19 protein-coding genes are annotated in these 25,881 nt (G+C 62.4%); 7 read left to right on the top strand and 12 right to left on the bottom strand.

Features of this window, described 5'->3' with window-relative positions; all coding sequences use genetic code 11:
- Positions 1–52 precede the first annotated feature (52 nt).
- The gene (locus H281_RS0126995; protein ID WP_020070261.1) at positions 53–1,069 is read right to left on the bottom strand and encodes an NAD(P)/FAD-dependent oxidoreductase; all 1,017 of its coding nucleotides are present in this window, start codon (positions 1,067–1,069) and stop codon (positions 53–55) included.
- Positions 1,070–1,428: 359 nt separating this feature from the next.
- Between H281_RS0126995 and H281_RS0126990 the strand changes: the two genes are divergently transcribed.
- Entirely contained in the window at positions 1,429–1,866 is a 438-nt protein-coding gene (locus H281_RS0126990; protein WP_020070260.1) for a carboxymuconolactone decarboxylase family protein, read from the top strand.
- A gap of 175 nt (positions 1,867–2,041) precedes the next feature.
- Here the strand turns inward: H281_RS0126990 and H281_RS0126985 are convergent, their stop codons facing one another.
- Complete coding sequence (locus H281_RS0126985) at positions 2,042–3,592, bottom strand: methyl-accepting chemotaxis protein (protein WP_020070259.1); 1,551 nt, start codon at positions 3,590–3,592, stop codon at positions 2,042–2,044.
- A 281-nt stretch (positions 3,593–3,873) separates the two neighbouring features.
- On the opposite strand from H281_RS0126985, the gene mdtD reads away from it, so the two are divergent.
- The 5 genes from mdtD (at position 3,874) to H281_RS0126960 (ending at position 8,307) form a co-directional block, all read left to right on the top strand.
- Positions 3,874–5,265 (top strand): multidrug transporter subunit MdtD, encoded by a 1,392-nt coding sequence (mdtD, locus tag H281_RS0126980; protein WP_020070258.1) that lies wholly within the window; start codon positions 3,874–3,876, stop codon positions 5,263–5,265.
- A gap of 180 nt (positions 5,266–5,445) precedes the next feature.
- Complete coding sequence (locus tag H281_RS0126975) at positions 5,446–6,366, top strand: LysR family transcriptional regulator (RefSeq protein WP_020070257.1); 921 nt, start codon at positions 5,446–5,448, stop codon at positions 6,364–6,366.
- Between the two features lie 55 nt (positions 6,367–6,421).
- Positions 6,422–6,601 (top strand): hypothetical protein, encoded by a 180-nt coding sequence (locus H281_RS0126970; RefSeq protein WP_020070256.1) that lies wholly within the window; start codon positions 6,422–6,424, stop codon positions 6,599–6,601.
- 212 nt (positions 6,602–6,813) lie between these two features.
- Positions 6,814–7,941: a glycosyltransferase family 2 protein gene (locus H281_RS0126965; protein ID WP_020070255.1), complete on the top strand. Its 1,128-nt coding sequence runs from the start codon at positions 6,814–6,816 to the stop codon at positions 7,939–7,941.
- 144 nt (positions 7,942–8,085) lie between these two features.
- The gene (locus tag H281_RS0126960; protein WP_020070254.1) at positions 8,086–8,307 is read left to right on the top strand and encodes a hypothetical protein; all 222 of its coding nucleotides are present in this window, start codon (positions 8,086–8,088) and stop codon (positions 8,305–8,307) included.
- A 48-nt stretch (positions 8,308–8,355) separates the two neighbouring features.
- Here H281_RS0126960 and H281_RS0126955 read toward each other — a convergent pair whose 3' ends face one another.
- Positions 8,356–9,660 carry an MFS family transporter gene (locus tag H281_RS0126955; RefSeq protein ID WP_020070253.1) on the bottom strand — a complete coding sequence of 435 codons (1,305 nt, stop codon included), beginning with the start codon at positions 9,658–9,660 and terminating at the stop codon, positions 8,356–8,358.
- A gap of 269 nt (positions 9,661–9,929) precedes the next feature.
- Between H281_RS0126955 and H281_RS0126950 the strand changes: the two genes are divergently transcribed.
- Positions 9,930–10,967, top strand: a complete 1,038-nt coding sequence (locus H281_RS0126950; RefSeq protein ID WP_020070252.1) for a GSU2403 family nucleotidyltransferase fold protein — start codon at positions 9,930–9,932, stop codon at positions 10,965–10,967.
- A 164-nt stretch (positions 10,968–11,131) separates the two neighbouring features.
- On the opposite strand, the gene H281_RS0126945 is transcribed toward H281_RS0126950, so the two are convergent.
- From H281_RS0126945 to H281_RS0126905, 9 genes are all read right to left on the bottom strand, one after another.
- Positions 11,132–12,847: a SpoVR family protein gene (locus H281_RS0126945; protein WP_020070251.1), complete on the bottom strand. Its 1,716-nt coding sequence runs from the start codon at positions 12,845–12,847 to the stop codon at positions 11,132–11,134.
- Positions 12,844–14,115, bottom strand: a complete 1,272-nt coding sequence (locus H281_RS0126940) for a YeaH/YhbH family protein (RefSeq protein WP_020070250.1) — start codon at positions 14,113–14,115, stop codon at positions 12,844–12,846. Before H281_RS0126940 ends, H281_RS0126945 begins: the two co-directional genes overlap by 4 nt.
- 123 nt (positions 14,116–14,238) lie before the next feature.
- Positions 14,239–16,161 (bottom strand): PrkA family serine protein kinase, encoded by a 1,923-nt coding sequence (locus tag H281_RS0126935; protein WP_013339422.1) that lies wholly within the window; start codon positions 16,159–16,161, stop codon positions 14,239–14,241.
- A gap of 902 nt (positions 16,162–17,063) precedes the next feature.
- Entirely contained in the window at positions 17,064–17,825 is a 762-nt protein-coding gene (locus H281_RS0126930; protein ID WP_020070249.1) for a 2-keto-4-pentenoate hydratase, read from the bottom strand.
- Positions 17,826–18,251: 426 nt separating this feature from the next.
- A complete protein-coding gene (locus H281_RS0126925; RefSeq protein WP_020070248.1) occupies positions 18,252–20,066 on the bottom strand; it encodes a methyl-accepting chemotaxis protein in 1,815 nt (604 codons plus the stop codon).
- Positions 20,067–20,554: 488 nt separating this feature from the next.
- A complete protein-coding gene (gene rbsK, locus H281_RS0126920) occupies positions 20,555–21,478 on the bottom strand; it encodes a ribokinase (RefSeq protein WP_020070247.1) in 924 nt (307 codons plus the stop codon).
- 80 nt (positions 21,479–21,558) lie between these two features.
- Complete coding sequence (locus H281_RS0126915) at positions 21,559–22,599, bottom strand: LacI family DNA-binding transcriptional regulator (protein WP_020070246.1); 1,041 nt, start codon at positions 22,597–22,599, stop codon at positions 21,559–21,561.
- A gap of 150 nt (positions 22,600–22,749) precedes the next feature.
- Entirely contained in the window at positions 22,750–23,826 is a 1,077-nt protein-coding gene (locus H281_RS0126910; protein ID WP_020070245.1) for an ABC transporter permease, read from the bottom strand.
- Positions 23,823–25,418: a sugar ABC transporter ATP-binding protein gene (locus H281_RS0126905; protein ID WP_020070244.1), complete on the bottom strand. Its 1,596-nt coding sequence runs from the start codon at positions 25,416–25,418 to the stop codon at positions 23,823–23,825. The genes H281_RS0126910 and H281_RS0126905 overlap by 4 nt, the downstream gene beginning before the upstream one ends.
- Between the last annotated feature and the right edge of the window lie 463 nt (positions 25,419–25,881).

Here is a 25,881-nt window from a genome sequence, read left to right as displayed (position 1 = left end):
CCGGCGCGATCCAGCGATCGCAACCGGGTCTTCTGCAAGCGTGTGCGCGACGTTATCCTGCCGCGCTGACCTTTTCCGCAAGTTTTGCGTCGTAACTCGAATGGACATGCACGCGTTTCTTGTCCGGATACGCGTATGAATAGGCCTTTCTCAACGCGAGCGACGCCTCGTGAAAGCCCGACAAAATGAGCTTCTGCTTGTTCGGATAATTGGCGATGTCGCCGACCGCAAAAATGCCTGGTCGCGAGCTTTCGTAGTTGGATGTATCCACGTCCACACGGCCGCCGTGAATGCTCAAGCCCCACTGCCCGATCGGACCGAGATCGGCGACCGGTCCGTACAGCACGACGAGCTGTTCGGTTGGCAGTTCGGTCTCACCCTCGATATGTCGCAATGTGATGGATTTGAGCGCATCGGCTTTCTCATCGCTTGCAACAGTAAGCCCCGAAATCGCGCCGACGATAAAATCCATCTCCCCCGCTTCCACTGCGCGCCGCATTAACTCGACGCTGGAGTCGGCCGCGCTAAAGCCATTACGACGATGCACGAGCGTGACGCGCCGAGCGACCTTGCGCAACGCAAGCGCCCAGTCGAGCGCGGAATCACCGCCACCGGCCACGACAACGGTCTTGTCGGCGAAATCGGCGAGACGCTGCACGCTGTAATGCACATAGCGCGATTCGAGCGGCGCGGCTTCCGCAAGCGGCAGCTTCTGCGGCACGAAGGCGCCGTTGCCGGCCGCAAGCAGAATTGCAGCGACGTCGAACACGAGACCGCGATCGGTCCGCACGGTCCAACGGCCGTCGCTGCGTTGTTCGACCGATTCGACCCGTTGTTCGAGATGAATAGGAACATCGAACGGCTTGCATTGCGCGAGCAGTCGGTCCACCAGTTCGCGCGCGGTACAGGACGGAATCGCGGGAATATCGTAGATCGGCTTGTCCGGATACAGCTCGGTGCATTGACCGCCAATCTTGTCGAGCGCATCGACTATCTGGCAGGACAACCCGATCACCCCGGCTTCGAAAGCGGCAAAGAGGCCAACGGGGCCCGCTCCGACGATTAGCACATCGGAACGGATGGATTCAGAGGGCGGCTCCGGGACCGGCTCGGAGGCAGTCCGTGAAACTGGCTGCGGATTTGACCGCAAAGCTGATTCTGAGCCCTTTAGTGATGGAGGCTCGGCGGCGGACGTCATTCAGTATCTCTTCGATGGGACCAGTGACCCACCATACCGAATCGCCGTAGGCGCGGCAACGATGCCATTACAGTGAGCAAGGACGCTCGGCGAGCCGCCCACCGGTTTTCACAACGCAAAAGTGGTTACCTGAAAATCGCCAAAAATGGCCATTTTGCAAAGCCAGTGCCGCGATTAGTATTCACTCATCGCATCACTGATGCGTTCCACTAAACGCCAAGGAGTGAATCATGCAACAACGTCTCGATTTCTACAAAGCCGGTCCCGCCGCTATCAAAGCCATGCTGGGTCTTGAAGAACGCATCGGAAAATCGTCGATAGAAAAGTCGCTCGCGGACCTGGTTCGCCTGCGCGCATCGCAGATCAACGGCTGTGCTTTCTGCGTCGACATGCACACTGCCGACGCCCGCAAAGCCGGCGAAACGGACCGGCGCCTCGCCACCGTCGTCACCTGGCGCGAAACGCCGTTCTTCACCGATCGCGAGCGCGCCGCGCTGGAATGGACGGAAGCCCTCACGCTCGTCTCGCACGACCATGTGCCCGACGCCGTGTGGGAAGCGGTGCGCCCGCATTTCGGCGACGAAGAACTGGTCGACCTGACGCTGCTTATTTCGGCGATCAACGCGTGGAACCGCTTCGCCATTTCATTCCGCAAGATGCCTGCATGAGCGCTGGTTGCGCGAATGCATTGCACCGCGCTTCGCGTTCTCATCTGGCTCAGTGAAGCCGTGAATCAAGCAGTGAATCGCAACGCGAAGCGTGAGCGGGCAGCCGCGGCATCAAGCGGTATCCGATGGTTTGCAATGCGCTCGCTTCGCACCACATCAAGGCGATCAACGCAATTCAAGCGAGCGCGACCTTGAACGCCCCGGTCAGCTCGCTCAACTGCCGCGCCTGATCTGCGAGCGAGTTCGCAGTCGCCGCGCTTTCCTCCACGAGCGCCGCGTTCTGCTGGGTCACCTCGTCCATCTGCGTGACGGCGAGACTCACCTGCTTGATGCCTTCGCTCTGTTCCTTGGAAGCCGCCGCGATTTCTCCCACGATGCGCGCCACGCGCTGGATCGCGGCTTCTATTTCCCGCATGGTGCTGCCCGCGCGATCGACAAGCGCCGCGCCGCTTTCCACGCGCGAATTCGACTCGGCGATCAGCGAGCCGATCTCCTTCGCGGCGGCCGCTGAACGTTGCGCGAGACTGCGCACTTCGCCGGCCACGACAGCGAAGCCGCGTCCTTCTTCGCCGGCACGCGCCGCTTCGACTGCCGCGTTCAATGCCAGAATGTTCGTCTGGAACGCAATGCCTTCGATCGCGGCGATGATGCCCGTCATCTTCGCGGCCCCGGCATGAATCGCGTGCATCGTCTCCACCATGCCTCCCACTGAATCGCGCCCCTGAACGGCCATTTCCGACGCGCTGGTGGCCAGTTCGCTCGCATGGTGCGCATGCTCGGCATTGAGCTGCACGGTCGAGGTCAACTCTTCCATCGCCGCGGCGGTTTGTTCCAGCGACGCCGCCTGCTCCTCCGTGCGCTGCGACAGATCGAGATTGCCCGCCGCGATCTGCTGTGTCGACGACGCGATCGAATGCGATCCCGCGCGCACGCTCGTCACCGTCGCGCGAAGCTTGTCCTGCATCGACGCGAGTCCGCGCAGCAGTGTCGCCATTTCGTCGTTCGAACGGATCGCGACGCGCGTCGTCAGCTCGCCTGCGGCAATCGCATCGAACTGGCGAAGCGCGGCGTGCAGCGGGTCCATGATCGCGCGGCGCAACGTGCGCCAACTGAAAAATGCGACTGTGAGACCGATCAGCACGCTGCCGATGCTCGCACTCAACAATCCATGAAAGAGCGCGGCGGAGCGCTCGTTGGCGTCGGCGGCCTGCTGGTTCAGATAGGCCTCCAATGCGCCCTGGCTCGCGTTCATCGCGGTGTACAAAGCGATTAGCCGATTTGCGCGCGTCTCGTCCATCCAGCTCGCGTCGCCGGTGCGGATTGCGTCGATCAACTGGTCGATGCCGTCGCGACGCACGGCGGTACGCTTTGCGTCGAGGTCGTCGGTGAGGCGTTGCAGTTCGGGCGTCTTCGGCAGATCGCGGAAACTGCGCCACCATGTATCCGATTCGCCGAGCAACATGCGCGCGCGTTCGAGTTGCGCGTTCAGTTGCGGCGAGTGCGGATTGCTCATTGCCCAGTCAAGCCCGAAGCGCGCCCGCGACATGGCCGTGCCCGACTTGCCGAGCGCCACCACCGACGCGAAATGTACGTTGTACGCCTCGCGCTGTGCCTGGTTGCTTTCGGCCATGCCGAAAATGCCGAGCGCGCCAATGACAACGAGCAGCGCGCCGAGGAATGCAATCGTGATTGCGATGCGTAGATTGATGGTGAGCTTTCTGGTCATGACGGTGTGTCTCTTCCCCGGCGATCGTTATTTTTCCTCAAGCGGCGCTTGTTCCTTATATGAAACAACGTACCGTATATGGAAAATTATAACGACGCAGGTTCGTGTCAAAAAACAAAATCGACACGGGTGGCGTGGGCGCGACACTGCCCGGCTCACGCGCCCCGCCGCCGTCAGGAAAACTCGCCGGACTTCCCGCGCCGTCGCGATGCCCATATCATTGAAGCGTTTGCTGACAAAACCTCAGACAAGGGCGCCGTGCGCCGACCATTCGCCATCACATGACCAGGGATTCGTCGCATACCGCGCTACTGTGGATCGTCGCCGCCGGCTTCTTCATGCAGTCGCTCGACACCACGATCGTCAATACGGCGCTGCCGTCGATCGCGCGCAGCCTGCACGTCGCGCCGCTTGCGATGCAGCCGATCGTGGTCGCCTACACGTTGACCATGGCGATGCTCACGCCCGCATCCGGCTGGCTCGCCGACCGCTTTGGCACGCGGCGCGTCTATTTCGCCGCGATCCTGATTTTCGTGATCGGCTCGGTCTGTTGCGCGAGCGCGCATACGCTCGGCCAACTCGTGATCGCGCGCGTGCTGCAAGGCGTGGGCGGCTCGATGCTGCTGCCAATAGGACGCCTTGCCGTGCTGCGCAGCGTCTCCGGCGAACAATACGTCTCCGCGCTCGCGTTCATTTCGGTCGCGGGACAACTGGGCCCGATCGCCGGGCCGACGCTCGGCGGCTGGCTCGTCGAGGCAATCACATGGCACTGGATCTTTCTGATCAACGTGCCGATCGGCGCCGCGGGTCTCTACGCGGTGCAGCGCTTTCTTCCATCGCACGGCGAGCGGCAGGCGCCGCCGTTCGATTTCATCGGCTGCGGGTTGCTGTCGCTGTGCATGATTGCCTTTTCGCTGGCCGTCGACGCCCCCGCGCCGACCCACCAGGCTGCGTGGTCGGCGGCATTGTTCGCGCTGGCGGCAGTGAGCGCGCTCGCTTATATCCCGCACGCACGACGGCGGCGCAACCCGCTCTTCAAGCTCGCGCTCTTCGGCGAGCCGAACTTCAGCGTGGGTCTGATCGGCAATCTCGTATGCCGCATCGGCTCGAGCGCCGTGCCGTTCCTCGTGCCACTGCTGTTGCAACTGGAACTAGGCTATACGCCGCTGCATTCCGGTCTGATGATGCTGCCCGCGGCCCTCGCGGGCACGATCGTGAAACGCTGGATCGCGTCGCTCGTGCGACGCTTTGGCTACGACCTGTTTCTGCTGGTCAATACGCTGGTGGTGGGTTCGTCCATTGTTGCCTTCGCCTTGATCACGCGCGGCACGCCGCTTTTCGTCGAGATAGTGATTCTGGCGGTGTTCGGTGCGGCCAACTCGATGCAGTTCGCCGCGATGAACAGCGTCACGCTCAAGGATCTCTCGCATGAAGACGCCGGCAGCGGCAACAGCCTGTTTTCAATGGTGCAGATGCTGGCGATCGGCCTCGGCGTATCCATTGGCGGCGGCCTCGTGAAACTCTTTTCCGCGCAATGGGGCTCGGCCGCGCTCGGCTTCCGCCTGAGCTTCGTGTGCGTCGGCGCGATCACGCTGATGTCGGCATGGGTGTTCCGTCACCTCGACACCGCGCCCCGCGTGCGTGCGCCGGCCAGCCAGGGCGTCGGGCGTTGAAGGAAGCGTCACTGCGCGCTCGTCGTGTTGCCTGGTTGCCTGGTTGTTGCCTGGTTGTTGCCTGGTTGTAGGCTGTTGATGCGATACGCATAAGCGGATTCCGCTCTGTTCTCGCTCGGGTTCCGGCACGGCGTTTCGCGTTAGCATGGACGCCGTTCACGAATAAGAAAGGACTTACAGATGCCATTTGACGAGCGCATGCTGAACGGCATGGGCGTGCTGACAGCGATCGTCGACTGCGGGAGTTTCGCGGCGGCAGGCGTGGCGCTCGACATGTCGCAGTCGGGTGTGAGCCGTTCCGTCGCGCGGCTCGAGGCGCGCCTGGGTATCCGGTTGTTCGACCGCACCACCCGCTCGGTTACGCTCACCGACGAAGGCCGGCGCTTCTACGAACAGATCGTGCCGCTGCTAAGCGGTCTCGAAGAAGCGGCAGCCTCGGCCGCGCAAGGCGCGACAGCGGTGCGCGGCCGCCTGCGCGTCAACATGGACCCGTTCTTTTCGCGGCTGGTGCTTGGACCGAGACTGGGCGGTTTCGTCGACAGACACCCCGATCTGCAACTCGAACTGATCACGCGCGACCAGTTGGGCGATATGGTCGGCGACGGTTTTGACGTCGCGATCCGCTTCGGCGAGCCGCCGGTGTCGTCGCTGATCGCGCGCAAGGTGCTCGACACGCGCATTCTCACAGTCGCCGCGCCTTCGTATCTGAAGAAGCACGGACATCCATCCAACCCTGCGGAACTCGAGAGCGGCGCGCATGCATGCATCAAGTTTCGCGATCCGCTTACCGGTTATCCGTTCACGTGGGAGTTTCATCGCGGCCGCAGGAAAATGGTCGTCACGCCTCAAGGCCGGCTGACGGTGAACGACGTCGGCACGCTGCACAGCGTATGCACCGCAGGCCAAGGGGTCGCGCAGATTCTCTCGCTCGGCGCCGAGTCGCTTGTGACGAGCGGAAAGCTCGTCGAACTCTTTCCCGAGTGGGGCGACGAGGTTTATCCGCTGTATGCGCTGTACCCGTCACGGCACCATCCGCCAGCCAAGGTGCGGGCATTCCTTGACTTCATTATTTCGCTGACGGGCGCCGGACAGACCGACTGAACGCGCGCAGGCCCGGGCTTTGCTCCACATGGTGAGTCTTCACAAGGAGAAAGCCATGGCCGACACCAAGCAGCAAACCGGCGATAAGCCGGACGACATCGCCCATCCGCAGCCGGCAGTGCATAGCGACAACGAGAAAAGCAAGCTGCCGGAGCGCGGCGACGAAGGACGCGATCAGTCGCCAGCCGATCGCCCCGGCCAGAAGCCGGGCGAAGGCGAACCGTCAGTGGGTTGAAATTAAGCGTGGGTCTACAAGCGGCTTTGCTGCATTTGCGCGGCAAAGCTGCATAAATTTTTCCCTTCCACCGCCTTTCATACGCCAGACATTTTTTCCGTTTTTTTACCGAATATTTTTTCGGCGTGGTGAACTATTTTTCTGCTTGCAGCGACGTATGCGACCAGGCAGACCGGCTGCCGCCCCTTCAACAGATAACAAAGGCGACGCCCATGTTCATCCCCTCGCCCTCTTTCCAGTCCGCCAGAGTGTCGATCTGCCTGCCGACGTGCAACCGGCCGGAGCTGGTTGTCGAGTGCATCGACTCGTGTCTTGCGCAGACCTACGGCAATGTGGAAATCGTGATCGGCGACGACTCGACCGATGCGCGCACCGAACAACTCATCGCGTCGCGTTACAGGAACGAGCGGCGCATCCGCTATACGAGGAACGAGCCGCCGCTCGGTCAGGCGCGCAATGTCGCGAGCCTCTTCCAGCGTGCGCGTGGCGACAGGATTATGCTGATTCACGACGACGACCTGCTTGCCACCGACGGCGTCGAGAAACTGGTGTCGCTCTGGCACCTGCATCCACGGCTCGATGCCGCGTTCGGCGCGCAGTATGAGGCTGATCATTCCGGCGCGATCGACGTCGAGGCGAGCACGCGGCTCAATGCGGCGTTCCGCCGTACAAAGGACGCCGAAGGGTTGCAACCGCTGCCCGGCAGGACCGGCCTCATTCAGATGTTCCCGAACAACGGCTGGATGGCCGACGCGCGGCTCGTGAAACGCATCGGCTACAAGGAACAGTACGGCGTGTGCTGCGATTTCGTATTCGGCACCGAACTTTGCCTCGCGGCGCGCGAGGTGTTTTATCTGCACGATTACGTGTCGGTGTATCGCAAAACCGCGACGTCCATTTCGCAGAGCACGCGCGGCACGTCGTCGGCGGCCACGCTCAGTGCTTACGCGTTCGTCAAGATGCTGAAGCTGCCGCCGCAACTGGAACCGTCACGCAAGCTCGCGCTGCGGCGGCTCGCGCCCATCGTGGTGTCGGTACATGCGAGGAACCGTCAGGCGCGGCTTGGCTTCAAGATCGCGCTTGCTCATCTGTTTGCGTACCACTATGGCTTGAGCGCGCGGCTTTACTACCATTTGCTGATGCTCTCGCGAGCCGCGATGAGCGCGCGCGATCGGGCCGTGGCGATCGCCGCCTCTGCTGCGCCTGTCGCGCCTGTGGGTTCGGTCGCTCTTGTCAGTCCGGTCGCTCCTGTCGCGTCGGCGGCCTTGAACGGCGAAACCGGCGCGGTAGTGAGAGATTTCGTCGCCGAATTGGCCGCCGATACGACCGAGCCCGGCTGACCGTCCGCGTCTCGCGGGCATGCGCGGTCAGCGTTTTTTCTGCTAAGCATCCTCTGCTTAGCAAACACGTATTTGTTGCTTGGACTCGCGCACGCCGCTGATTACGATGAGCCGGACACGTCATCAGCTTCGAGGTGATTCGCCATGTCCGACAGTGCCTGTTTCAAGCCGCGCGTGATCGAGCCGGTTGCCGTCAATCAGCCGGAGGGTTTAGGACTTGCGGTGGAGTTGTGGCTCGCCCAGCCCGTTGACGGAATTGCTGGGCGAGCCGTGCGGATTCATTTGCGCAGCGACGCGAAAATGGCGCAGGCCGAAGCGCTGCGCGATCTGCTGCACGTGCTCGGCACCGAAATCGTGGTGTCCTGAGCAGGTGTGCGGCGCGCTTATGGAAAGCGCGCACGTGGGTCGGGAGACTTACGGTTCGTGACGCAGGTAGCCTTCTTTCGACGGATCGCGCATGCGCAACGCGACGAGGCCGGCAATGGCGCACAGCAACGTGACATACCAGTAGAACATCGACTCGCTGCCGACCGACTTGAGCCACAGCGCCACGTATTCGGCCGAGCCGCCGAAAATAGCATTGGCCACCGCATATGAGAGACCGACGCCGAGCGCGCGCACTTCCGGCGGGAACATCTCCGCCTTGATCAGGCCGCTGATCGACGTATAGAAGCTCACGATCGCGAGCGCCAGCACGACGAGCGCAAACGCCGCATAGGGGCTCGTCACGTCTTTGAGCGCATGCAGAAGCGGCACCGTGCCGATGGTCGCGAACAGGCCGAAGCACAGCATCGAATTGCGGCGGCCAATGCGGTCCGACAACGCGCCGAAGGCCGGCTGGAGCACCATGTAGACGAAGAGCGCCGCGGTCATCACATTGCTTGCCGTCTTGGCGCTCATGCCCGCCGTGTTCACCAGATACTTCTGCATGTACGTGGTGAACGTATAGAAAATCAGCGAGCCGCCCGCGGTGAAACCGAGCACCGTCATAAACGCGACGCGGTGCTTCCACAAGCCGCGCAACGTGCCCGCTTCCTTGCGCTGACGCGTCGCGGCGGTGGTGGTTTCATCGAGCGATTTACGCAGATACAACGCGATCAACGCGGCTACCGCGCCGATCACGAACGGCACTCGCCAGCCCCATGCCTTGAGCTCCGCAGTGGAGAGCGTTTGTTGCAGCACGACCAGCACGAGCAGCGCGCACAGCTGGCCGCCGATCAGCGTCACGTACTGGAACGACGCGAAGAAGCCGCGCCGTCCCTTGAGTGCGACTTCACTCATATAGGTCGCACTGGTGCCGTATTCGCCGCCCACCGACAGTCCCTGGAACAGGCGCGCCACTAGCAGCAGCGCAGGCGCGAGCGCGCCGATCTGCGCGTACGTGGGCAACACGGCGATCACGAGCGAGCCGCCGCACATCATGAACACCGACACCATCATCGCCATGCGGCGGCCATGCTTGTCGGCGAGACGGCCGAAAAACCAGCCGCCGATCGGGCGCATCAGGAAGCCCGCCGCGAACACGCCGGCCGTGTTGAGCAATTGTGTCGTAGTGTTACCGCTCGGAAAAAATGCGGGGGCGAAATAAAGCGCGCAGAACGAATAGACGTAGAAGTCGAACCATTCGACGAGATTGCCCGATGACGCGCCGACAATCGCAAAGATGCGGCGCCGTGTGTCGTGTGCGGAGGCCACGCTGTGGTCTGTGAGGTCGGTCATGTTGTGTCTTCCTTGTCTCTTGAACGGAGGCGGCGGTCATGGCGCCGCCTTCAGCACGCAGTTTTCAGCGTGGGCGAATTTTACAGAATCGCAAGTGGAAGTTGGGGGATTGTTGGCAAGCGCTACGGCGCGCGCCGCTGGCCGACCGGTCCCGCGGTTTTAAGTCAGTTTTGCGATTTATCCCTCGTGGTTGGATCGTGAGGTATAAATTTGACGCCGGTCTATTTATACCCTAATGTTTAATCACAGGGTATAAGGAGACGTCAGCCATGGCCAGCTTCCACAACGACGCACTGCAAACGCTGTATTCGTCCGTCACCGAGCGCGCCAGCGCACAAGGCCACATTCCCCTGCACTCTCCGGGATCGGCCGCCCAGAAGACCGTCGACGGGAAAACGTACACCTACTGGCGCGTCTATCTGGCATCGGGAAAGCATAAGGAAACGTCGCTTGGCCGCGCCGGCGAGCCTGCTACCGAAGCTGCGCTCGAGGCGAAACTACTTGAGAGCGCGGAGATGCGCGCGCTTGCCGCCGAGGTCCAGATACTGCGCAAGGCCAACTTTGCAGCCGCGGACAACTCTTCGGCGCTCACGCTGGCAACGCTCTTTAACGCGGGCATTTTCAGCCACGGCGGCGTGCTGGTCGGCTCCCACGCCTTCGGCGCGCTTCTGAACAGCCTCGGCGTCCGGCTGCCTGCGAATTACAGGACAGAAGACATCGATATTGGCAGCACCGGCAGCATTTCGGTGGCTATCCCCGAAGAGCGCAGCTTTCTCGACATCCTTCGTGATAGCGGTATTCCGTTTCTCGAGGTGCCGGAACTGGACTCGCGAAAGCCGTCCACGTCGTTCAAGGCGCGTGGACAGCCCCTCAAGGTGGACTTACTCGTGCCGGGTACCGAGGCTTACGAGACGAAGGCCCTGCCGCACTTGCGCGCCCACGCGACCGGGCTTCCCTACTTCAGGTATCTGGTATCGAACCCTACGCGCGGCTTTATCCTCGGCAAGGAACACGTTGTGCCGGTGATGCTGCCCGACCCCGCCAGATTCGCGCTTCACAAGCTTATAGTCAGCACGCTTCGCGACCCGTCGCGTGCGCTGAAGGCAGACAAGGACCGGCGGCAGGCCGCCGTGTTGATCGACGCGCTCGCGGAAAAGTTTCCGGACTGGCTGACGACAGCCGCCGACGAACTGGAGGAGAACGCGCGCACTCGGGTCGCAGCGGCGGCCACTCAGGCGTTGAACCTCGCCCCGGGCTTGTCGGAGCGGGCGCGGGATTTTCTGGCTGATCTGGGCGCCCGGGCGTAAGCCATAACCCGTGAGCAGATTCGAGCGCCGACCGTCACGACTCACCCGTCGGGAAAGCCAGGCTCGACTTTGGACTCCACAAAGAGACAGGCGCGCCGGCCACAACAGCGGCGGGCGCGCCCAAGAGACCCCTAAGCGCCCCTAAGCGCCCCCTAACCGCCGCGTTACGCCCTCACGGCCGGCGGCACGTAGCGGCACTCGTAACGCTTCCTGACCGTGCCGTTTTCATCGACGCTTTCGAGATACACGTCGAACTGCCACAAACGAGCCATGTGCTTGAGCACTTCGTCGCTATCGGATGAAAGATGGCGGTTGTCACTCATGAAGTGCCGCAGCGTCAGACTGCGGTCGCCACGTGTATTCACCGACCACACCTGGATATTCGGCTCGCGATGATGCATGTCGTACTGCCGCGATAATGCCTGGCGCACATATTGATAGCCGCTGTCGTCGTGAATCGCGGAGACTTCGAGCGCGTCGCGCATATCGTCGTCGAGCACCGAGAACAGACGCATTTCCCGGATCAGATGCGGCGACAGGTACTGCGCGACAAAACTCTCGTCCTTGAAATTGCGCATTGCGTAGTGCATGGCGGGAAGCCACGGACTGCCGGCCAGTTCCGGGAACCACTTGCGGTCTTCGTCGGTAGGGTTTTCGCAGATGCGGCGAATATCGCTCATCATCGAAAAACCTAGCGCGTACGGATTGATACCGCTGTAGTAAGGCTTCGTGACGGGCGGCTGATAGACCACATTGCTGTGCGAGTGGAGAAACTCCATCATGAAGCCGTCTTCCAGCTTGCCCTGGTTGTACATCGTGTTGAGCAGCGTGTAGTGCCAGAACGTGGCCCAGCCTTCGTTCATGACCTGCGTCTGCCGCTGCGGGTAAAAGTACTGTCCGACCTTCCGCACGATGCGGATCACCTCGCGCTCCCAAGGCTCCAGCAACGGCGCGTTTTTCTCCGCGAAATACAGCAGATTTTCCTGCGGCTCCGGCGGATAACGCTCCTCGATTTCCTCGGGCAACGGCGTATGCCGCGTGGGCAGCGTACGCCACAGTTCGTTCACCTGCGACTGCAGGTACGCCTCGCGTTCGCGGCGCGCGGCGAACTCCTTTTCGAGCGACAGCTTCTGCGGACGCTTATAGCGATCGACGCCGTAGTTCATTAGCGCATGACACGAATCGAGCAGTTCTTCGACACGGTCGAGCCCGAAGCGCTCCTCGCACTCGGCAATGTAGTTCTTCGCGTAGACGAGGTAATCGATGATGGCATGCGCATCCGTCCACAGCCGGAACAGATAGTTGCCCTTGAAGAACGAGTTATGCCCATACGCCGCATGCGCGATGACGAGCGCCTGCATCGTCATCGTGTTCTCTTCCATCAGATACGCGATGCAGGGGTTCGAATTGATGACGATCTCGTACGCGAGCCCCATCTGCCCGCGACGGTAGCTTTTTTCGGTAGAGAGAAAGTGCTTGCCGAACGACCAGTGCCGGTAATTCACCGGCATGCCGACGGATGCATAAGCGTCCATCATCTGTTCAGCGCTGATGAGTTCCAGCTGGATCGGATACACGTCGAGCTCATATTGCTCTGCAACACGGGCAATATGCGAGTCGTACTCTTCGATCAACTCGAAGGTCCAGTCGGACGGGCACGGCAGAGGCCGTCTATCGGCTACGTTCATACGGACTTCCCTTTGCCCCTCAGTGGGCGTTCCGGTGTGTCCCCGTGCTTCAGCGTTGTCGACTGCTCCGGCTGCGACGGGTCGGACCGCGTCCGCCGCTGCCTCGGCATGCCCCGACTGACGCTGCGGCACGCCTTTCCCACGCTCCGGCTGATAGCCGCGCGCTTCGTTGTGCAAGTGCTTGTCCGTCATGACGACGCCACCTGCTTTTCGAACAACTCGCGAAACACCGGATAGATGTCAGCCGCGGTTTCGACTTTCTTCATCGCCATATGCGGCTGGCTCAACGCCAGTTGCGCATACTCGAGCCACAGGTTCTGCTCTTCGGGCGTCACCTGAATATACGCAAAATAGCGCACCTTCTCCAGGATGTCATCCGAGAGTATCTTGCGGCACTTCGGCGAGTCGTCGGTCCAGTTGTCGCCGTCCGACGCCTGCGCGCCGTAAATGTTCCATTCAGTCGGCGAATAGCGCTCGTCCATGACCTTCTGCATCAGTTCGAGCGCGCTCGACACGACCGTGCCGCCGCTTTCCGTCGAATGGAAGAAAGTGTCTTCGTCGACCTCTTCCGCGCGCGTGTGGTGGCGGATGAACACCACCTCGATCTTTTCGTAATTGCGCTTGAGAAACAGGTACAGCAGGATGAAAAAGCGCTTCGCCAGATCCTTGCGCTGCTCATCCATCGAACCCGACACATCCATCAGACAGAACATCACGGCCTGGCTGGACGGCGTCGGCTGCTTCACGCGGTTCACGTATCGCAAATCGAACGGATCGATAAACGGAATGCGCCAGATGCGCCCGCGCAAGTGGTGGATTTCCTCTTCGAGCAGTTTGATGTCTTCGCGACGGTCGTCGGGGTCCGCTTTCATGACCTCGAGTTGCCGCTCCATCTCGTGCAACTGATTGACGAGCGGTGCGCCGAGTGCGATGCGGCGGCCCAGCGCGCTGCGCAACGAACGGACCACGTCGATATTGTTCGGCGTGCCTTCGGCTGCCCAGCCGGCGCGAATGCTCTTCCACGTGGGCACGGCCATCAGGTGAGTTTTGACGAGCCGCGGCAATTCGAGGTCGTCGAAGAAATATTGCATGAACTCTTCACGGCTCAGTTCGAACACGAAGTCATCCTGCCCTTCGCCTTCGTTACTGGCCTGGCCGCCACCGCCACCGCCGCCACCGCCTTGCGGACGCTGAATCTTGTCGCCGCGGATGTAGTCGGAGTTGCCCGGATGCACCATTTCGCGCCGGCCGCCCGGCCCGTGCCGGAACGACGGCTCTGCGATGTCCTTGCGCGGAATCGTAATGCTCTGCGTGTTCTGTATGTCTTTGATGCTGCGGTCGCGCACCGCTTCCGAAACGGCGCGACGAATATAGTTCTTAACGCGACGCAAAAAACGCTCGCGATTTGCAATGCTTTTGTTCTTGCCTGCTAACCTGCGGTCGATGATTTGATGAAGCACGCCTCGTCTCCCTTGTCGACTCGTCGCGAGACGTACGCTGCATGGTCCAGTGCTATGTCCATGCAGCTTGCGCCTCGCAGGGTGCCCGCGCGGTCGGACCGCGCGGGCGGCACGCAATGCGGATCATGACGACTTGCGCACGCGCAGATACCAGTCACAGAGCAAGCGCACCTGCTTCGGCGTATAGCCCTTCGCCACCATCCGGTTGACGAAGTCTTCGTGCTTGCGTTGTTCTTCCGCCGAGCCTTTGGCGTTGAACGAGATGACAGGCAGCAACTCCTCCGTGTTCGAGAACATCTTCTTTTCGATCACCACGCGCAGCTTCTCGTAGCTGATCCACGCAGGATTCTTCCCTGCATTCGCAGCTCTCGCGCGCAACACGAAGTTCACGATCTCGTTGCGGAAATCCTTCGGGTTGCTGATGCCGGCGGGCTTCTCGATCTTCTCCAGTTCGGCGTTCAATGCCGCGCGGTCGAAGCTCTCGCCAGTGTCGTGATCGCGGAACTCCTGATCCTGAATCCAGAAGTCGGCATACGTCACATAGCGATCGAAAATATTCTGCCCATACTCGGAGTACGACTCCAGATAAGCGGTCTGAATCTCCTTACCGATGAATTCCGCGTAGCGCGAGGCAAGCACGTCTTTAATAAACGACAGATACTTCTGCTCGGTTTCCGGTGGGAACTGCTCGCGCTCGATCTGCTGTTCGAGCACGTACATCAGGTGCACCGGATTCGCCGCGACTTCGGTCGAATCGAAGTTGAACACGCGCGACAGAATCTTGAACGCGAAGCGGGTCGACACGCCGGTCATCCCTTCATCCACGCCTGCGAAGTCGCGGTACTCCTGGTACGACTTCGCCTTCGGATCGGTGTCCTTCAGATTCTCGCCGTCGTAGACCTGCATCTTCGAGAAGAGGCTCGAATTTTCAGGCTCCTGCAAGCGCGTGAGCACCGACATCTGCGCCATCATTTTCAACGTGCCGGGAGCGCATACCGCATTGGCGAGCGACGAATTGCGCAACAGCTTCTCGTAGATCTTGATCTCTTCCGAGTAGCGCAGGCAGTACGGCACCTTCACGACGAAGATCCGGTCGAGCAATGCTTCGTTGTTGCGGTTGTTGCGGAACGCCTTCCACTCCGACTCGTTCGAGTGCGCGAGAATCACGCCGTCGAAAGGAATCGCGCCGAAGCCTTCCGTGCCCTTGAAGTTGCCTTCCTGGGTCGCGGTGAGCAGTGGGTGCAAGACCTTGATCGGCGCCTTGAACATTTCGACGAATTCGAGCAGGCCCTGATTCGCGAGACACAAGCCGCCCGAGTAGCTGTATGCGTCAGCATCGTCTTGCGCATACTGTTCGAGCTTGCGGATGTCCACCTTACCGACGAGCGACGAGATGTCCTGATTGTTCTCGTCGCCAGGCTCCGTTTTGGCGATACCGATTTGCCGCAGGATGGACGGATAGCGCCGCACCACGCGGAATTTACGGATGTCGCCGTTGTACTCGTGCAGGCGCTTGACCGCCCACGGGCTCAGAATGCTTTTCAGGTAGCGGCGTGGTATGCCGTATTGCTCTTCGAGGATCGGACCGTCCTCGTCGTAGTCGAACAAACCGAGTGGCGATTCGTTCACGGGCGAGCCCTTGATCGCGTAGAACGGCACGCGCTCCATGAGCTGCTTCAGGCGTTCCGCGATCGACGATTTACCGCCGCCGACCGGGCCTAACAGATACAGAATCTGCTTCTTCTCTTCGAGCCCCTGGGCCGAGTGCCGGAAGTAGGCGACCACCTGCTCGATCACCTCTTCCATTCCGTAGAACTCACGGAATGCGGGGTATACCTTGATGACCTTGTTCGCGAAGATACGCGACAGACGCGGATCGTTGCGAGTATCGATCTGTTCGGGTTCTCCGATTGCCGTCAACATGCGTTCGCCAGCCGTGGCGTACGCGGCGGGATTGTCTTTGCAGAGCGCGAGATACTCCTCGAGCGAGAGTTCGTCCTCTCGTGTTTTCTCGAAGCGGGTCGCGAAACTGCTGTAGATATCCATGCTACCTCCTCGCCGAAGTCTAGACCGATGTCGTGCGCGGCGCGCTATTCGGAAACGACATCGCTCGAATTCATCCTAAACCCTTTTAAATTTTTTTTCACGAACTACGTTGCGAAAATCGCGCCGCATTCGCCTCCCAACATTCATCACTTGGAAAGCTTGTTTCGACGACCTACAATCTTGCGCGTCGAAGGATCGAACAGCTCGCTCACCAAGCCACTCCAACACTTGCGTTCACGCGATGGCTGCACTCGCACACCGCGTACCTTGAAGCCAGCGCCTTGCAAAATTCGCGCTACGTCCCCGCTCTTTTTGCTATCGCACTTTCCTTCCTAACGCATGGACATGCGTTTGGTCTACATGTCTTCGCATCTGTTACATGTCTGTCGACCGCCGTCGCATGTGCGGCTCGCCGGCGTACTTCCATGCTGTTCGTCCATGTACGCGAGCTTTTGTTCCATCGTGATTCACATCGACTCAGAAATCGTTGTACCGCTCTCCATGCTTCGCTATCGAGCCACGCTTTCCCTGCTTCGCCGCTTTGACATAACCGCGTCGACGACATGGTTGCCTGCATCGCTCGCACTCACTCAGACTCTTGCAGAATGTGCGCCACCGGTATCGCGCATGTATGTTTCTTACCGCTCGCGGCCGCTCAGTTCGCTCGCTGTTCGCTCTCTCTTCGCTCTCCCTTCGCTGTCCCTTCGCTGTCCGTTAACTGGATAACGGCGCGGCATTCAAACGGTTCAATAGGGTATACGGCTAAGCAGTAAGCGCAGACGCATCAAATGTAAAACGGCCGCCCATCGGCAGCCGTTAAACGTGGTGTTTGTAATGCGCCGTTACAAGAACGACATCGGATAGAAACCGGGCACCGTGTCACATCACACAGTGTCACGGCTTCAGGTCAGTTCGATCTCGACCTCTCCGAGCCCGTCGATATGGCCGCGCACAACGCCGGGTTTGCCCACATTGTGCGCACCGACATAAGAGCCCGTGGTCAACGTCCACTCCGGCTCGATCGTGATGCCCATGGCGGCGCAATGGTTGACGAACCACACTAGCAGTTCGCGCGGGTCGCCCGCGGGATTACCGGTCGCGTCCGGCACGAGCGAATTGCCGTCGAAGCTCAGCTCCAGTTCCGGCGAAACAAAATCGAAGCCGCGCGCGAGTCCCGCGTACGGCACCGGGTGGCCGGTGATCAACGCTCCGTTATTTTGGGCATCGGCGAGTTGGGCAAGAGGCGCGATGTTGGGCCATTCCGCAAAGCGGCTATCGACGATCTCGATGGCCGGCAGCACTTCGCCGACCAGCGCGAGGACCTCGTCGCGCGCGTAGGCACGGCCGCGGGGCTCGATCGCCTCGGAGAAGCGGAACGCGATCTCGAGCTCGAGCAGCACGCGAAAGAAGCCCGCGTGAGCGACTCGCGCGGGCGAAGGCAGCACCAGCGAAGCGGGGATCGGCGCGCCAGAGGCGGCTCCGCCGGGCACCTTCGCGCCGATCTTCCACGCACCGGTGGAGTCGCCGAGACCCTCGATGACCGCCTGCTGGATCGCGTAAGCGGTGGCGGCGTCCGGCGGCATCTGTTCGGGCACGAGCCCGTCGATCGGGCGATGCTGCCGCCGTGCTTCGACGAGGCGGTGCGCGAGGTCGTGTGGCGTCATGTCGGTCCTTTATGGCTGGCGCATTTAACGGTTACTGCAGCGCGGTGGTTAGCGATGGTGAAGAGTAGTAAAGCGGCGACGAGACGTTGCTGAGCGGCACTTAGCCACGCGGCGGTTTGCGCGGCAGCGCCCCTCGGGGCCGGACAGCCGCAGCGTCGCCGACAGCCGAGCCGCGATCCGGTCACGAATTACCGTAGCCGCGCCCGTCAATGTACCGGATCGTGAAGCCCGCCAGGGCGTCGGCCGCTCGACAAACGCGACTTAATGCACACGCCATAAAAAAACCGCGCTTACATAAGCAAGCGCGGTCTCATTTGCAGTCGGCTCAGCCGCCAAGGCTTCCGCAGCCGACGCGTCGGGAACGATCATTGCAGCGCACGTTCCCGCGGCCCGAGCGGCGTACAGGCCACTACCTTAGACGTCAGGTCAGAACGTTTCCCAGTCCTGATCGCTGCCTGCGCTCGCGACGGCCGCAGCCTTGGCGGGCGCACGCGGCGCGGGAGCGGCTTTCGGTGCTGCAGGCGCGGGTGCCGGCGCGGCTGCTGCCGAAGGCGCGGGAGCAGCGCTTACGTGCTGAACCGGCGCCGCTGCGCTTGCGCGCGGGGCTGCACGAGGCGCCGACCGCGGCACAGCCGGGGCAACCCGTGCCGGCGTCGGCAGATGCCGGGACAGCGAGCCGCCCGGCATCTGCGCGCCACCGTCTTGCAGTTGGAACACGGCGACCGCGCCGCGCAGCTTGCCGGCCTGGTCTTCCAGAGAAGACGCCGCTGCGGCCGCTTCTTCGACGAGAGCGGCATTTTGCTGTGTCACTTCGTCCATCTGGGTGACGGCGCGCGCCACCTGGTCGATACCGCTGCTCTGCTCTTCAGAGGCCGCGGCGATTTCGCCCATGATGTCGGTCACGCGCTGCACCGCGCCGATGATCTCGGTCATCGTGCGACCCGCTTCGTCGACGAGCGCCGAGCCCGACTGCACGCGGTCCACCGACGTATCGATCAACTCCTTGATTTCCTTGGCCGCCGCCGACGAGCGTTGCGCAAGGCTGCGCACTTCCCCTGCGACGACCGCGAAACCGCGCCCGTCTTCGCCGGCACGGGCGGCTTCCACGGCCGCATTCAGCGCGAGGATGTTGGTCTGGAACGCGATTCCTTCGATGATCGAAATGATGTCGGCGATCTTCGCGGAACTCTGGTTGATCTCGCCCATCGTGCCGACCACCTGGCCGACGACCGCACTGCCCTTGTTGGCGATTTCCGATGCATTGGCCGCGAGCGAGCTTGCCTGGCGGGCGTTCTCGGCGTTCTGCTTCACGGTGCCGGTCAATTGTTCCATGCTCGACGCTGTTTCTTGCAACGCGGACGCCTGCTCTTCCGTGCGCGACGACAGGTCAATGTTGCCGGCCGCGATCTCGCGCGTCGCGGTAGCAATCGACTCACTTCCGCCGCGCACTGCGCGCACCGTTTCGGTGAGACTGCGCTGCATCTTCCCGATACCTTCGAGCACCTGCCCCATTTCGTCACGCGACGTGATGACGACCTGACGGCGCAGATCGCCCGCGGCGATCGCGTCGAAATGACCCAACGCCTCGGCGAGCGGGCGGGCGATTGCCCGGCTGAGCGCCACATACGACAGCAGCGCCGCGAGGACACCGGCGACGAGCGCGCCGAGACTGACCATGCGGAACATCTCGAAGCTCGACTGCGCGGACTCGAAACCCTGCCGGGCCTGATCGAACTGATATTTGCTGAGCGCCTCGTCGGCAGTCGCGAGTTCGTTGTAGGCCGCCTGCATGCGTTTCGCGCCGTCGATCAACTTGCTCTGATCGCCAGCCGTAACGATGGCTGAGAACGCTTCGGCTTGTTGATGCAGTGCATCGCGCTTGCCGACCACGACTTGCGTGAGGCGTTCTTCCTCCGGCTCACGCGGCAGGTCCATGTACTTTTTCCACCACATGTCGGACGTGGCACGCATGCCCCGCGCGCGCTCCAGCGTCGCCGTGACTTCCGGCGTACCCATCATGAACGCTGCGCGGTCAAGCGCGAGACGCTCGCGCGCCGCGAACAACTCGGCGTTGCCGATGTTGACCGCGCTCGGCATCGAGCTCATGAAGGTATCCTTGTACGCGTCGTTAGAACGGCCCATGCCGAACAGACCGAACGCGCCGATGCCGACGAGCAGCGCCGCGAGAAAAGCCATCGTCAGGCCGATCCGCGCCTTGATCGAAATTCCTTTGTTCAACATGCTTGTTCCTGTAGTAGACGGATGAGAGCGCGCGCTTAGACGCGTTGTTCTATTAGCCTCGTTTACGGCACGTAAGCGGGATACTTGAAGCGCTTCTAGTATGAAGAAAGGCGGTTGCCGGAAGTTAGCAAGAAATGCAAGGAAGATCGCGCGGGGGCGTGGTGCAGGAGATGAGACGCGGTGCGTGCAGCCGGGTTGACTGAGGCTGGGGTTTAGCGTTGAAGCGGGGAATGGTGAAGTGGCGACTGGCTAGCTGCTAACTATTTAATCGGCCGACGGGGTCGGCACTCGGCTTTTGGCGCTCGCTGATTCGGCCGCTCGGCGGATTAGCAGATCAGCAGATCCGCGCGAGCAAGAAACCGGGGCGGCGTGAAAGCGTGCCAAGCGCGGGTGCACAGCATACTCAACAAGCGCCGCACGCGCCGAACTTCGCAGCATGGCATGAAAGGACCGACGTCAGCAGCCCGGCGCCGCCCTCATCCCAACACTCAGCCTTCCACCTCTGTCCACGTGGGAATCGACGGCTGCGCGCCCGCGCGCGTGACCGACAGCGCCGCCGCGCGCTGCGCGAAGCGGATCGCCGCATCCACGCTCGCACCCTGCGCGAGTTGCGCGGCGAAACCGCCGATGAACGTGTCGCCGGCCGCCGTCGTATCGATGGCTTTGACCTTCGGCGCGTCGTACAAGGCCGGCGCCGCGCCTTCGAGCGCCGCCTGCACACCGCGCGGGCCGAGCGTCACCAGCACGTTGCGCGCGCCGGCCGCGCGCAACACGGCAGCCGCAGTGGCCGCTTCTTCGGGCGAGCCGACGGGCAAGCCGGTCAACGTCGCCGCTTCCAGTTCGTTCGGTATTAGATAGTCGATGAGCGGCAGCCACTCGGCGGGAAGCGGACCTGTGGCCGGCGCCGGATTCAGAATGACCGTCTTGCCGAGCCGCCGCGCCGTGGCCAGCGCCGCTTGCACCGTGTCGAGTGGTGTTTCGAGCTGGCAGATCACCACGTCAGCGGCGGCCAGAACCGCTTCATGACGCGCAATAGTTTCAGGCGTCACTTCGCCATTGCTGCCGGCGACGATCACAATCGCGTTCTGACTCGCATCGTCGACGACGATCAGCGCGACGCCCGTCGCCTCACGGCCGGTCTCGACCGCCGCGCAGTCGATGCCTTCCGCTTCGAGCCCCGCACGCAACTGGGCGCCGTTCGCGTCCGCGCCGACACAGCCGAGCATCGACACCTGCGCGCCGAGTCTGGCCGCGGCCACCGCCTGGTTGCCGCCCTTGCCGCCCGCGACCTGCGCGAACGTGCGGCCGGCCAGCGTTTCGCCGGGATGCGGCAAACGCGGCGCGCGCGCGACCAGATCCATGTTCAGACTGCCGACAACTGCCACGCGTGCACGCGTTTCGTTACTTGACACTCGCTTCTCCCGAAATCCAGCTTTCTGAACCCGCCGATGTGCATGGCGGCTCGACACACGTCCAAGCCGGCCGCCCGCGCTCAAGCCGCGAGATCGCGTTTTCCCGCGCCGGCCCATGCCGACGTCGATTCGCGCACGATGAGCCGCGGCGAGACCACACGTCGACGACCGGCTGGCCGCGCGCTCGCCGACGACTTGCCCGCGATGCGTTCGATCAGCGTCTGAGCGGCCATGTCGCCGAGCGCGCGCACCGATTGCCCGACGGTCGACAGCGCCGGATACGTAAAGCGTCCGAGTTCGATGTCGTCGAAACCGATGATCGAACAGTCGCGCGGCACGCTGATATTGCGCTCCGCCGCGGCGCGCAACGCGCCGATGCCCATCATGTCGTTGCACGCAAAAATAGCTGACGGCTTGAGCGTGTCGAACAGCTGCGCGGCCGCGCGATGGCCGCCGGTGCCCGAAAAATCGCTTTCGACGATCGCATTGGGCGGAATTTCGATGCCGCGTTCGGTCATTGCGCGGATAAAGCCGTGCACCCGCATCGCGCTCACCGCCGTCTCGACCGGCCCGCTGATGCAGCCGATCTGCACATGTCCAAGTTCGAGCAGATGACGGGTAGCCAGATATGCACCCTTTTCATGATCGATCTGCACGAGATCGGCGTTCACGCCTTCAATGTTGCGGTCGACGATCACGAGCGGCTCGCGCGCGTCGGCGAGAGTCTGCGCGAGTACCGCGTCGTCGCCGGCGGACGCGACGATCAGTCCGTCGATCCGCTTTTCCTGCAGCACGCGCAAATAATTGCGCTGCTTTGCTGGGTCGTCGTCGGAATTGCAGAAGAACACGCAGTAGCCGTTGCGGGCGCAACCGTCCTCGATGCCGCGCGCGAGCTCCGCAAAATACGGGTTCGTACTGTTCGGCACGACGAGTCCGATGGTCGCGGTAGCGCGCGCCTTCAGCGAACGGGCCACCGCCGACGGCACATAGTGAAGCTGGCGAATGGCGTGCTCGACCTTCGCGCGCACGTCTGCCGACACGGGACGCGAGTTGTTCACCACGTGGGACACCGTGGTGAAGGACACGCCCGCCACGGCCGCTACATCCTTGATCGTCGCCATAACCTGTTGCTCTCCCGCCTGTTTTTCCCGCCGGTCATGCTTACTGCCGACCTGCAAGACATCCTTATCGAAGGCACGTCACACTCGTCAATTCTTACGCTTTACTGCAAACAGCCCTGCAACCGCCCGACACGCGCTAATCTTCCAGTGTCAGGCACGCTTGCGGCGGCTGCGGTATGTATCCAGCACCACTGCCACCACGATCACCGCGCCTGTAATCATGCGTTTGGTCGGCTCGTTCGCGCCGATCTGCGCGAGCCCGGCCGCCAGCACCGAAATGATCAACACGCCAAAAAATGTACTGATAACCGAACCGCGCCCGCCCATCAGACTGGTTCCGCCAATCACGACCGCCGCGATTACCTGGAGTTCCACGCCGACACCCGCGTTCGGATCGGCCGCCTCCAGACGCGAAATCTGGAATAGCGACGCGAGGCCGGCGAGCGCGCCCATCAGGGCGAACACGATCACCTTATAAGGCCGCGGATTGACGCCCGCGAGCCGCACGGCCTCTTCGTTGGTGCCGATACCGACCAGATAGCGGCCAAACACCGTGCGCGTCAGCACGAGTTGCGCGATCACCATCACCGCCACCGCGATCAGGAACGCCGGCGAGATGCCGACCGCGATCGGGTTCGACAGGAAATCGAACGCGTCGCCGATGTACGCGGTGCGCGAATTCGTCATCTGATAGGCGAGGCCGCGCGCGGCCTCCAGCACGCCGAGCGACACGATGAACGACGGAATCCGCCAGCCGACCGTGACCGCGCCGGTAATCGTGCCTGTCAGCGCCGCGGCGGCGACGCCGAGCAGCGCCGACGGCAACGGGCCCCAGCCCCACTTCAGCGCCGCCACACTCACCACCGACGCGCCAAGTGCGAGCACGGAACCGACCGACAGATCGATGCCCGCAATGATCAGCACAAAGGTCATGCCCACCGACATCACGACCAGATCCGGAATCTGATTGGCGATCGTGCTGAACGTGTCGTACGTCAGAAAGTGCGAACTGAGCAGCGAGAACAACACGATCATGCCGAGCAATGCGCCGGCAAGACCGAGGTAATTCGAAAATCCCAGCCGCGTGCCGGCCGGCTTGCCGCTCGCGAGGGGCGCGGATGGATCGGCCGGGACCGCGTTAACGTTCCCGCTTGCATTGGTGTCGCCGTTTGCAGCCGCTCCGCCCTGCTTTGCGCCCGACGTTTCGCGCAACGATTGATCGGTCATGACAAACTCCCTGCTTCATTGGTATCGAGTGTGTGCAACAGCGCCTCGCGGCTGCGGTAGCCGGCAAAAGCGGCCGCCAGCAACGCGTCCTGCGACCATGTATCGCGTTCGAACACACCTGTCAGGCTTCCTGCGGACATCACGCCGATCCGGTCGCAGATCAGCATCAGCTCACGCAGGTCGCTCGACACCACGACGAGCGCGCGTCCTTCACGAGCCAGCGCGCCCATCAAGCCATAAATATCGAACTTCGCGCCGACGTCGATGCCGCGCGTAGGTTCGTCGAATAACAGCACGCGGCAATCGCGCGCGAGCCAGCGGCCGATCACGACCTTCTGCTGGTTGCCGCCCGACAGTTCGCCGACAATCTGCCCCGGTCCGGAGCTGCGAATCCTCATTGCGTCGATCTGCTTTTTCGCCAGCGCGTTTTCGCGCTTCGCATCGACGATGCCGTGCCGCGCCACGCTGCCGATGTTGCCGAGCGACACGTTGGCCGCAATCGGCTGCGGCAACAGCAGGCCCTCGCCCTTGCGGTCTTCGGTGATGAGCGCGATGCCCGCGCGCACCGCGTCCGACGGCGAATCGATCCGCACAGGCGTGGGCGGCGCACCCGGCGTGGCGGCCAGCGCCACCGCGCCGCTGTCTTTCTGATCGGCGCCATAAATCAGCCGCATCAACTCCGTGCGGCCCGCCCCGATCAGACCGCTGACGCCGAAAATCTCGCCCGCGCGGACTTCGAACGACACGTCGCGCACGACCTTGCCGCGCGTGAGCCGATCCACTTTCAGCAGCGGCGCGCCGATATTGCGCACGCCGAGATCGATCTGCTCGCCCAGTTCGCGGCCGACCATCCACGTGACGATTTCGTCGCTCGTCAGATTGGCCATCGCGTCGACGTGCACGAGGCGCCCGTCGCGCAGCACCGCGATCTGCTCGGCCACTCGCGCCAGCTCTTCGAGCCGGTGCGAGATATAGACCAGCGCGACGCCGCGCGCCTTGAGCCTGTCGATCTGCTCGAACAGCAGATCGACTTCGCGCGCGGTCAGCATCGCCGTTGGCTCGTCGAGGATCAGCACGCGGCAATCGTCGATCAGATTGCGGGCGATCTCCACCATCTGCTGATGGCCGATACCGAGTTCGCCCACTAACGTATCCGGATGGATCGCGTCGAGCCCGACCTGCGCCATCGCGTGCCGCGCGTCCTCACGCAGCTTGCGCCGGTCGATCCAGCCGAAGCTGAACGCGCCCGCGCGCGGCAAGCGGTTCAAAAACAGGTTTTCCGCCACCGACAACGTCGGCAGCAGGTTCAACTCCTGCATCACCATCCGCACGCCGAGCGCTTCGGCTTCGGTCCGGCTGGCCGGCGCGTAAGGCTGGCCGGCGAGGCGCATGGTGCCGGCGGTCGGGTCGACGAGACCGCCGATAATCTTGGACAGCGTGCTCTTGCCGGCGCCGTTCTCGCCGGTGAGCGCCAATACCTCGCCGGCGCGCAACGACAATGACACGTCGGCGAGCACGGGTTCGGCGTAAGTCTTGCCAATGCCGCTAACGGACAGAATGGCAGGCAAGGCGTCGTGGTCGGTTGAATCCATCGCGATCCTGTTTCACCGCGTCAGGCGTGCCTCGTACGATTGGCTCGACGAGGGCGCGTCCGGCGCCGTGTGGTCAATGCCGGCCCAGTGCGCGGAATGCGCAGGCGCTAAGGCTGCGCTCCCTCCGCCGCGCAGCCGCCGTCATGACGCTTACCTCTGAATTAACGGCGGCCCGGCAGGTTTCTTGAGCGGCTATTGAGCGTCTATTGAAAAGTAAGCGCGGAGTCGTGGTTTTTGGCGGCGCTGGTGGCGTGGTTTGGCCTGGTTTGGGCCTGGATGTAGCTTCGTGGTGGCGCGGCTGCGGTCTTTGCTTCGGCCTTGCTCTGCCATCGGCTTTGCTTACGCCTCGGCTTTCACCAAGACCTGGCACACCCGCAGCCGAATTCACTGTCGTCATTCGCAGCCACCACTACAGCCACTACCGGGCCCCGTTCACGGCGAGATTCCAGCCGCGTTCGCGTCG

The sequence above is a fragment of the Paraburkholderia caledonica genome, from assembly GCF_000383275.1.
GTDB lineage: Bacteria > Pseudomonadota > Gammaproteobacteria > Burkholderiales > Burkholderiaceae > Paraburkholderia > Paraburkholderia caledonica.
The sequence above is the reverse complement of the archived record's forward strand: the minus strand, read 5'-3'. Positions and strand labels throughout refer to the sequence as shown.

Coding starts and splice junctions, on each gene's coding strand:
- H281_RS0126925 (WP_020070248.1), bottom strand. CDS start 20,066: ATGTTGAACAAAGGAATTTCGATCAAGGCGCGGATCGGCCTGACGATG.
- H281_RS0126955 (WP_020070253.1), bottom strand. CDS start 9,660: ATGACCGACCTCACAGACCACAGCGTGGCCTCCGCACACGACACACGG.
- mdtD (WP_020070258.1), top strand. CDS start 3,874: ATGACCAGGGATTCGTCGCATACCGCGCTACTGTGGATCGTCGCCGCC.
- H281_RS0126950 (WP_020070252.1), top strand. CDS start 9,930: ATGGCCAGCTTCCACAACGACGCACTGCAAACGCTGTATTCGTCCGTC.
- H281_RS0126905 (WP_020070244.1), bottom strand. CDS start 25,418: ATGGATTCAACCGACCACGACGCCTTGCCTGCCATTCTGTCCGTTAGC.
- H281_RS0126935 (WP_013339422.1), bottom strand. CDS start 16,161: ATGGATATCTACAGCAGTTTCGCGACCCGCTTCGAGAAAACACGAGAG.
- H281_RS0126915 (WP_020070246.1), bottom strand. CDS start 22,599: ATGGCGACGATCAAGGATGTAGCGGCCGTGGCGGGCGTGTCCTTCACC.
- H281_RS0126930 (WP_020070249.1), bottom strand. CDS start 17,825: ATGACGCCACACGACCTCGCGCACCGCCTCGTCGAAGCACGGCGGCAG.
- H281_RS0126985 (WP_020070259.1), bottom strand. CDS start 3,592: ATGACCAGAAAGCTCACCATCAATCTACGCATCGCAATCACGATTGCA.
- H281_RS0126945 (WP_020070251.1), bottom strand. CDS start 12,847: ATGACGGACAAGCACTTGCACAACGAAGCGCGCGGCTATCAGCCGGAG.
- H281_RS0126990 (WP_020070260.1), top strand. CDS start 1,429: ATGCAACAACGTCTCGATTTCTACAAAGCCGGTCCCGCCGCTATCAAA.
- H281_RS0126970 (WP_020070256.1), top strand. CDS start 6,422: ATGGCCGACACCAAGCAGCAAACCGGCGATAAGCCGGACGACATCGCC.
- H281_RS0126975 (WP_020070257.1), top strand. CDS start 5,446: ATGCCATTTGACGAGCGCATGCTGAACGGCATGGGCGTGCTGACAGCG.
- H281_RS0126965 (WP_020070255.1), top strand. CDS start 6,814: ATGTTCATCCCCTCGCCCTCTTTCCAGTCCGCCAGAGTGTCGATCTGC.
- H281_RS0126960 (WP_020070254.1), top strand. CDS start 8,086: ATGTCCGACAGTGCCTGTTTCAAGCCGCGCGTGATCGAGCCGGTTGCC.
- H281_RS0126910 (WP_020070245.1), bottom strand. CDS start 23,826: ATGACCGATCAATCGTTGCGCGAAACGTCGGGCGCAAAGCAGGGCGGA.